This is a genomic window from Actinoplanes sp. NPDC024001, assembly GCF_040638955.1.
In the GTDB taxonomy this organism is placed as follows: domain Bacteria; phylum Actinomycetota; class Actinomycetes; order Mycobacteriales; family Micromonosporaceae; genus Actinoplanes.
The window spans coordinates 1-8,296 of sequence record NZ_JBEZZB010000278.1 but is presented as its reverse complement, the minus strand read 5'-3'; the positions used below and the strand labels follow the sequence as shown (position 1 = coordinate 8,296).

General features: G+C 72.7%; 8 protein-coding genes. 5 read left to right on the top strand and 3 right to left on the bottom strand.

From position 1 onward, the window contains the following. The first annotated feature begins 103 nt into the window (after nt 1-103). On the top strand, nt 104-1,111 hold the full coding sequence (locus AB0F81_RS49185; protein ID WP_360211022.1) for a glycosyl hydrolase: 1,008 nt from the start codon (nt 104-106) through the stop codon (nt 1,109-1,111). Nucleotides 1,112-1,137: 26 nt separating this feature from the next. On the opposite strand, the gene AB0F81_RS49180 is transcribed toward AB0F81_RS49185, so the two are convergent. Then, a complete protein-coding gene (locus AB0F81_RS49180) occupies nt 1,138-2,208 on the bottom strand; it encodes a glycosyl hydrolase (RefSeq protein WP_360211020.1) in 1,071 nt (356 codons plus the stop codon). Continuing rightward, nucleotides 2,205-3,023: a polysaccharide deacetylase family protein gene (locus AB0F81_RS49175; RefSeq protein ID WP_360211018.1), complete on the bottom strand. Its 819-nt coding sequence runs from the start codon at nt 3,021-3,023 to the stop codon at nt 2,205-2,207. The genes AB0F81_RS49180 and AB0F81_RS49175 overlap by 4 nt, the downstream gene beginning before the upstream one ends. Nucleotides 3,024-3,293: 270 nt before the next feature. Between AB0F81_RS49175 and AB0F81_RS49170 the strand changes: the two genes are divergently transcribed. Next, nucleotides 3,294-3,956, top strand: coding sequence for a hypothetical protein (locus AB0F81_RS49170; protein WP_360211016.1), 663 nt, complete (start codon nt 3,294-3,296; stop codon nt 3,954-3,956). Here AB0F81_RS49170 and AB0F81_RS49165 read toward each other — a convergent pair. Continuing rightward, nucleotides 3,946-4,926: a ScyD/ScyE family protein gene (locus tag AB0F81_RS49165; RefSeq protein WP_360211014.1), complete on the bottom strand. Its 981-nt coding sequence runs from the start codon at nt 4,924-4,926 to the stop codon at nt 3,946-3,948. The genes AB0F81_RS49170 and AB0F81_RS49165 overlap by 11 nt on opposite strands. Before the next feature lie 100 nt (nt 4,927-5,026). Here AB0F81_RS49165 and AB0F81_RS49160 point away from each other — a divergent pair, with 100 nt between their 5' ends. From AB0F81_RS49160 to AB0F81_RS49150, 3 genes are read left to right on the top strand one after another with little or no spacing between them, the layout of a single operon-like run. Continuing rightward, on the top strand, nt 5,027-5,683 hold the full coding sequence (locus AB0F81_RS49160; protein ID WP_360211012.1) for a nucleoside/nucleotide kinase family protein: 657 nt from the start codon (nt 5,027-5,029) through the stop codon (nt 5,681-5,683). Nucleotides 5,684-5,731: 48 nt separating this feature from the next. After that, nucleotides 5,732-6,907, top strand: coding sequence for a metallophosphoesterase (locus AB0F81_RS49155; RefSeq protein WP_360211010.1), 1,176 nt, complete (start codon nt 5,732-5,734; stop codon nt 6,905-6,907). Nucleotides 6,908-6,961: 54 nt separating this feature from the next. Further along, the gene (locus AB0F81_RS49150; RefSeq protein WP_360211008.1) at nt 6,962-8,188 is read left to right on the top strand and encodes a styrene monooxygenase/indole monooxygenase family protein; all 1,227 of its coding nucleotides are present in this window, start codon (nt 6,962-6,964) and stop codon (nt 8,186-8,188) included. The last annotated feature ends 108 nt before the right edge of the window (nt 8,189-8,296 follow it).

The following is an 8,296-nucleotide window of genomic DNA, read 5'->3' as shown; positions in this document are numbered from 1 at the left end:
GCCGTCCGCGGCCGCCGCGCCGGCTTCCTCGCCCGCCGCGCCGGCTGCCTCACCGTCGGCCGCGCCGGTCTCATCGGCGCCGTCGACCGTGCCGCCGGCGCCCGTGCCCACCCTGATGCCCGCCGCGCAGGCGCTCGCCGCCGCCGGGACGAAGGCCGGGAAACGGTCGGCACGCACCCAGTTCTCGCTGCCCCGCAAGACCGGCAGCTGGCCGGGCGAGCACGGGCAGTCCGGCGTCAACGGCTTCCCGATCCTGAACACCGCCTCGGTCCGGTCCTTCTGCACCGCCCGCGGCCGGGCCTGCACCGTGGCGAAGACCTACACCGACCGCACCAGCTACGAGTCGATGACCCGCGGCAGCGGCTGGACGTTCGAGTTCTTCGACGACTTCGACGGCGTGCTCGTCGTCTCGCAGGGCCTGGTGCCGAACAAGGGCGAGGACCAGGTGGACGACTGCGCCCGGGGCGACTACGACCAGCACTGGCGCGACTTCGGCTCGCTGATGGTGCGGCACGGCCGGGGCGACTCGGTGATCCGGCTGGGCTGGGAGATGAACGAGGAGACGATGGGCTGGCGGGCGCTGAACACCGCCGACTACATCGCCTGCTACCGGCGCGCCGCCGACGCCATCCGCTCGACGAACCCGAAGGTCGTGCTGGACTGGACGATCAACGCGCACAACACCCCGGACGAGCTGTGCGGCGGGCTGACCACCAGCTGCTACCCGGGCGACGAGTACGTCGACATCATCGGCATCGACAACTACGACCACTGGCCGTGGTCGCCGACGAAGGCCGACTTCGACGCCACCGCCGACCGGCAGGACGGCCTCAACTGGCTGTTCGCCTTCGCCCGCGAGCACGGCAAGCTGTTCTCGGTCGGTGAGTGGGGCGTGATGCCGTTCAGCGACGCCGGCAAGGACAACCCGGAGTTCATCCGCTGGATGCACGGGTGGTTCGCCGAGCACGCGCCCTACCTGGCCTACGAGGCGTACTTCCAGCGGTGCGACGGGAAGACCAACCAGTCCAGCATCCTGCGGCCGGACGACCCGAAGTGCCTCGCCGACACCAGCGGGTCCTCGACGGTGTACCGCTCGCTCTACCAGTCCTGAGAAGGGGGAAGCCCCCGGTCACGGCCTCAGCCGCTGAACCGGGGGCTTCTCGCCATCGCCTTGTAGGCCGCCGTCGACGCCGCGTCGGTGTCGATGCGCCACCGCTCCGGATAGCTCGGGTGCGTGTCGGTGTCGAACCAGACCACGCCGCCGATCGCCGGGCGCTGCTCGACGTACCCGGCGAAGTCGGTGATCCAGTCGGCCTTGCTGGTGCCGCCCCGGTCCACCGAGCCGATCTCGGTGATGATCAGGGGCTTGACCGGCGAGTACTTCTGGTAGACCGGGTCGAACAGGGTGGCCGGGTCCTCCTTGTGGAGGTTGTAGCCGGAGACGCCCACCCAGTCGACGTACTCGTCGCCCGGGTAGTAGGCCTCCATCCGGTTCCACGGCTCGTTGGGGCTGTTGTTCCAGTTCGGGCTCCAGACCCAGGAGACGTTGTCGGCGCCCTCCTGGTCGAAGATCTTCCAGAGCTTCTGGTAGCACTCCACGTAGCCGGCGGCGTTCTGCGCGTTCTTGAAGCCGCCCCACGCGTACCAGTCGCCGTTCATCTCCCAGCCCCAGCGCAGCATGACCGGCTGGTCCAGGGCCTTGAGCCGGCGGGCCGAGGCCGCGATGTACTCGTCAGCCTCGCTGCTGAGGATGGTCTCGTGCTTGGTGCCGCGCCACGACACCATCGGGATCGAGCCCTTCGGCAGGTAGGGCACCGAGGACGGCAGGTCGTCGCGCCACGCGTAGAACAGGTGCACGATGCGCTGGCTGCGGCCGAGCTGCTTCTTGCGCAGCGCCAGGGCCTCCGCGTACTCCATGCCGTCCAGCCCCAGGTAGGACCCGAACAGCGCCTTGCCCGGCACGAACGGGACGGTGCCGCCGAGCTTCTGCTCCGGGTCCGCGTTCGCGAACGGCTCCGGGGTCGGTGCCGCCGACGACGGCTCGGAGACCGGGACCTGCCCGCTCGCGGTGGACTTGCCCGTACCGGTCGCCACGTCGTCCGACTTCAGCGCGCTGCAGCCGATCCCGGCGGCCGGCAGCGCGACGAGCGCGGCCAGGCCGAGCAGGCCGCGGCGGCTGATCCGGGCGTCCCGGCGGTGCGCGCTCATGTCAGGTTCCGGCCCGCTTTGCGGGCCATCTTGCGCACCATCCGCCAGCCCGGCTGGGCGAGACGCTTCAGCTGCGGCACCAGCGGGGAGCCGGCGCCCTCGACGAGGGCCACCAGGTCAGCGCCGGAGTGGTCCGGCGTCGGCTGGAACCGGGGTACGGCGAACCGGCGCTCGCTCGGGGTGTGCAGCCGGTAGCCCACCTCGGTGGCGTTGTCGTGTCCGGAGGCGGCGACCACGTCCCGCACCTGGCGGCTGTTGTAGCCGTGCGGGTAGGCGAACGAGCGCACCTTCAGCTGCAGACGCTGCTCCAGCTGGTCGTGGCTGCTGACCACCTGGTCGCGCAGCTCACCCGGGGCCAGCACGTCGAGCGGGTGGTGGATCAGGCTGTGGTTGCCGATCTCGATGCCCGGCACGGTGGCGATCTCGGCCAGCTCGTCCCAGGTCAGCATGGGGCCGAAGGCCGGGGCCCACTCGCCGAGCCAGGCCGCGTGCCCGCCGCCGAGGTGGCCGACCGACGCGTAGAGGGTGGCGCCGGCGCCGGTGGCCTGCAGCGCGGGCACGCCCGCGGTCAAAAAGTCCCGGTAGCCGTCGTCGAAGGTGACGGCGACCATCTTCTCCGTGCTGCCCATGCCGAGCCGGTCGAGCGCCTCGGTGAGGCCGACCAGCCGGTAGCCGGCCGCGCTCAGCGCGTGCAGCTGCTCGGTCAGCAGTTCCGGGGGAACAGCCAGGTCACGCAGGGGCCCACCGACGGTGGAGACCGAGTGATACATCAGCGCCGGCAGTGTGGTCCAAGCCGGCGTCGCCGCGTCGGTCACCAAGTCCCCCCAAGTACATACACCGTTCCACTGGCCGGGAAGCGTACCAATCACTGCGATCCGTTCGACTCCACCGTTCGAACGGTGTGGGCCGTGGTGAGCACCTCTGGCAAAGACAAACTACAACGAGTAATCTCCGGTCCAGTCCACCTCTCCTACCAGCACAAATGCGGTCACGGATCAGTTACCCAGCGTTACTACTGAACCTTTGTCGCATCGGAGACGTACCGGAGGACGACACCGAACCGCTCTACCCCGGGAGCGCGCACCATGTTCCGCCTCATCCAGCTGCACACCCAGGACGGTGTGCCCCGCATCGGCGTCGACCCGGACGGTTACGTCAGCGCCCGCGCCGCTCTGGCCCACTACCGCACCACCCCCGCGACCTACTTCGCCGTCGGCCGTTTCGACCACGAGGGCACCCTCACCGAGGTGATCCTCGACCCCATCTGCGGACTCGACGGCGCCTGCCAGCGGCCCGCGTCGGTGGTGCACGCACAGACCTACGAGCGGCTCTGCGAGAGGTGCGCGTCCGGCCTCGACGTGCTGACCGTGCCGCAGCTGGCCCGCCGGCTCGGCATCGCCTGCCGGCTCGCCCCCTCGGTGGCCCGGTTCCGGCAGACCAGCCTCGGCGGCCTGCGCGCCCCGGCCGGCAACCGGATCGCCCGCGAGTTCGCCGACAACGTCCACGACCCGCGCTGGCGGCAGGGACTCTGCGCCGAGCTGGCGCAGAGCCCGACCGCGCTGAACGGGCTGCTGATCGGCGCCGGGGCGCTCAGTCACCGGCAGGTGCTCGACCTCTACCCGGTGCTGTGCGCGCTCGGCGAGGAGCTGCCCGCCGGGATCCGCGCCGACCTGACCCGGGCCACCGCCCGCCCGCTCTCCCCCGCCGGGGTGGCCGGGCTTCGCCTCGGGCTCGACGTCAAGTCCTGACCTCCAGCCGGATCCGCACCACCGAGCCGGTGCCGCGGCAGATCGCGCAGGTGGTCACGTAGGCGTGGCGGCCGCGGACGGCGAGACCGCCCGGGGCGGTCAGCCCGGCCGAGGTGACGACACGGTGCCGGCCCCGGTCGCCCACCCTCAGCAGGGCGCCGTTCTCCAGGACGTAGAGGTGCCCGTCCGGGGCCCAGGCCAGGTCGACGACGGTGGTGAAACCGGTCGCGTACACCGTGGGGGCGCGGCCCGGCTCCACCCGCCAGATCCGGGCCCGGCCGGACGGGAGCCGGGAACCGGTCCGCTCACCCACGTAGAACGCCCCGTCCGGGCCGCGGGCCACCGAGGTGAGCGCGGCGGCCGGGTCCCGGGCGGTGCCGGCCGGGAAGGTGGCGACGGTCTGGATCCGGCCGCGCGGCGCGACGCGCACCAGCGCGCCGCCCGCGTCCACCACCAGGCGGTCACGGCCGGCGACCAGGACGGCCACCGGGTTCAACCCTTCCCGGTACGTGGCCGCGCTCGGGTCGGCGCCCGGTTCGGCCAGGTACAGCCCGGCCGGGTCGTCGTCGGCGGCTCGCCGGTCCAGGGCGACGGTGAAGTAGAGGCTTCCGCCGGGGGTGACCACCACGTCCGACGGGCCGATCGCGCCGGCTCCGCCCGGGGCGGCGGCCGACGGCAGACGGGACAGGACGCGGCGCTTCACCCCGTACGAAATCTGGGTGATGGCGCCGGATCGGCCGGAACAGACCCGGCCGGCCCGCGGGCGCGGCGGGCAGAGCCCCGCGCCGCCTCGCCCGGCCTCGGCGACGTAGAGCTCGCCGTGCGGGCCGAAGGTCAGGCCGCGTGGATTGTCGAGGCCGGTGGCGACCGTCTGCCGGGCCGGCTCGGCCGTGGCGTGCGCCGGTGGCGCCGCCAGGACGAGCCCGGTGACCGCCACGACGGCAGCGCACACGGAACTACGCGTGATCATCAGAATCCCCCGTGTCATCGATGCTCCCGGCCAGGTTCCATCGCCGTCCCGGCCCGGTGGTCCCGGAAGTCGCCTTTCCGACCCGGGTACGGTCACGCGCATGACGCGCACCCTTGCCGAACTGGTGAACCGGGCCGCGGGGCTGTACCGCGGCGGGCCGCGAGCGGTGCTCGGCATCACCGGGCCGCCCGGCGCCGGCAAGTCCACGCTCGCCGAGCGGCTGGTCACGGCCCTGGCCGCCGCGCCGCCGGCCGGGCACGACGCGGGCTGGGTCGCCTACCTGCCGATGGACGGCTTCCACCTGGCCGACGCCGAGCTGGACCGGCTCGGCCTGCGCGACCGCAAGGGCGCGCCGGAGACCTTCGACGCGTACGGGTACGCCGCCCTGCTGCGCCGCCTGCGCGAGGACCGCGACGAGATGATCTACGCACCGGGCTTCGAGCGTGTTCTGGAACAGCCGATCGCCGGCGCCATCGGCCTGCCCCGGACGGCCCGGCTGATCGTCACCGAGGGGAACTACCTGCTGCTCGGCGACGAGCGGTGGCGGGCGGTGCGGGACCTGCTCGACGAGGTCTGGTACGCCGACCTGGAGCCGGACGAGCGGCTGCGCCGGCTGGTCGAGCGGCACGTGCGGTTCGGCAAGCCCCGTGACGCGGCGGTCGCCTGGGCCACCGGCACCGACGAGCGCAACGCCGAGCTGATCGCCGCCACCCGCGATCGCGCAGACCTGATCGTCCGCCCGGCGCCGCCGGGGTAGGGCGCACGCCACAGGTTTTTGTCGTAGCCGGGTGGCATGCTTGCGCTCATGTCGGTGGGTGAGGCGGTCGAGGCGAAACCACGGCGGCGTGCGCCGCGCGCGGCGTTCAGCGCGCTGGTCATGGTGATTCTGCTGCTGCTGTTCGGGGTGCCGTGGGCGACGCTGCTGTGGTCGGGCAACGCCTGGCCGGGGCCGGTGGTGGCCGTCGGCACGGTGGTGTTCGTGCTGGTCGCGGGCGCCTTCCCGGTGCTGATGCTCCGCGGGCACGGCGGGCACAGCGACACCGCGTCGCGCATCGCCGACACCACCCTCGGGGTCATCTGGGTGCTGTTCACCTGGTCGGTGATCGGCCAGGCCGCCGGTCTGGGTCTGGCGCTGCTCGGCGTGGCCGACCCGGTGCGGTCCCGGGTGATCACCGCGGCCGTCCTGCTGATCTCCGTGGTGCTGCTCGTCTGGGGTTATGTGGAGGCCATGCGGGTCTCCCGGGTCCGCCGGGTCGACGTGGTGCTGCCCCGGCTCGGTCCCGGTCTCGACGGCCTGCGGGTCGTGCTGATCACCGACACGCACTACGGCCCGATCGACCGTTCGCGCTGGTCGCGCGGCGTGGTCGAGGTGGTCAACTCGCTCGAGCCCGACATCGTGGCGCACACCGGCGACATCGCCGACGGGCAGGTCGAGCAGCGGCTCGGCATGTCCACCCCGCTGCGGGACGTGCGCGCCACCCACGCCCGGGTCTACGTCACCGGCAACCACGAATACTTCAGCGGCGCCCTGGGCTGGGTCGAGCACATGACGTCACTCGGCTGGGACGCGCTGCACAACCGCCACCTGGTGGTCACCCGCGGCGGCGACTCGCTGGTCGTCGCCGGGGTGGATGACCGCACCGCGGCCGGTTCCGGCCTGCCCGGTCACCACGCCGACCACGTCGCGGCCCTCGCCGGCGCCGACCCCGACCTGCCGATCCTGCTGCTCGCCCACCAGCCGCAGCAGATCGCCGGAGCGGTCGCCCACGGCGTCGACCTCCAGCTGTCCGGGCACACCCACGGCGGGCAGATGTGGCCGTTCCACTATCTGGTCCGCATCGACCAGCCGGTGCTGCAGGGGCTGTCGCGGCACTCCGAGCGCACCCAGCTCTACACGAGCCGGGGCACCGGTTTCTGGGGCCCACCGTTCCGGATCTTCGCGCCCAGCGAGATCACCCTGCTCACGTTGCGCAGCCCGTGACCCTCCGCTGTGTACGGTGCTTTTGACCAGATAGAGCACCGAAAGGGCGGAACGTTGCGCGACATTCTCATTGTCGGGGCCGGGCAGGCCGGCCTTCAACTGGGACTCGGCCTGAACGCCGAGGGCCACCGGGTCACGATCGTCTCGGCCCGCCGGCCGGAGGAGATCCGCGACGGGTGGCCGACCTCGACGCAGGCCCTGTTCGAGCCGGCCCTGGCCGCCGAGCGGGCACACGGGCTGAACCACTGGGAGCAGGACTCGCCCGCGATCGCCGGGCTGCACGTGGCCCTCGCCGCCCCGCCCGGCAACCTGGCGCTGCGGTTCAAGGCCCCGCTGGAGCGGCCGGCGCGCTCCACCGACCAGCGGATCAAGATGTCCCGGTGGCTCACCGACGCCGCCGAGCGCGGCATCGAGGTGATCTACCGGGAGGTGGGGCTCGGCGACCTCGGGGCGCTCGCCCGCGAGCACGAGCTGACCGTGGTCGCCGCCGGCCGCGGGGAGCTGACGGCGGCGTTCGCGCGCGACGAGCAGCGCTCGCCGTTCACCGAACCGCAGCGTGCCCTGGCCGTCGCCTACGTGCACGGGCTGGCGCCCGACCCGGCGTGGCCGGAGCCGCACGTCGGGTTCAACGCCGTCCCGGGCCTCGGCGAACTGTTCGTCATCCCGGCGCTCGCCGCGGACGGGCCCTGCGACATCCTGTTCTGGGAGGCGGTGCCGGGCGGGCCGCTGGACGTCTTCGCCGGGCGGCTCGACCCGGCCGAGCACCTGGAGATCACCCTTCGGCTGATCAAGGAGAACCTGCCGTGGGTGCACGAGCGGTGCGCCGGCGTCCGGCTCGCCGGTGAGCGGGCCACGCTGCACGGGCGGTTCACCCCGACCGTCCGCCGGCCGGTCGCGCAGCTGCCGGGCGGGGCGATCGCGCTCGGCATCGGGGACGTGGTGATCGCCAACGATCCGATCACCGGGCAGGGCGCCAACACCGCGGCCAAGGCGGCTGATCACTATCTGCGGGCGGTGGTGAGCCGCGGGGACCAGCCGTTCGACGAGCGGTGGATGACGGAGACGTTCGAGAGTTTCTGGGCTGAGCACGGGCGGGCGGTCACCGGCTGGACCGACGCGATGCTGCAGCCGTTGCCGCCGCACGTGCAGCAGTTGCTGGGGGCGGCGGCGGGCAACGAGGTGATCGCCCGGCGGTTCGCGGCCGGGTTCGACGATCCGAACGATCTCGGTGACTGGTTCATGGACCCGGAGAAGGCGGCCGGGTACCTGGCGGCTGTCTGACTCGCTCTCTCGGCGGCCCGCTTGTTCAGCGGGCCGCCGTCGCGTTGCCAGGCTGCCGCGGTGGCGGGCCGATGCGTGGGCTGGCCGCTGCCTTGGCGCGCCGCGGCC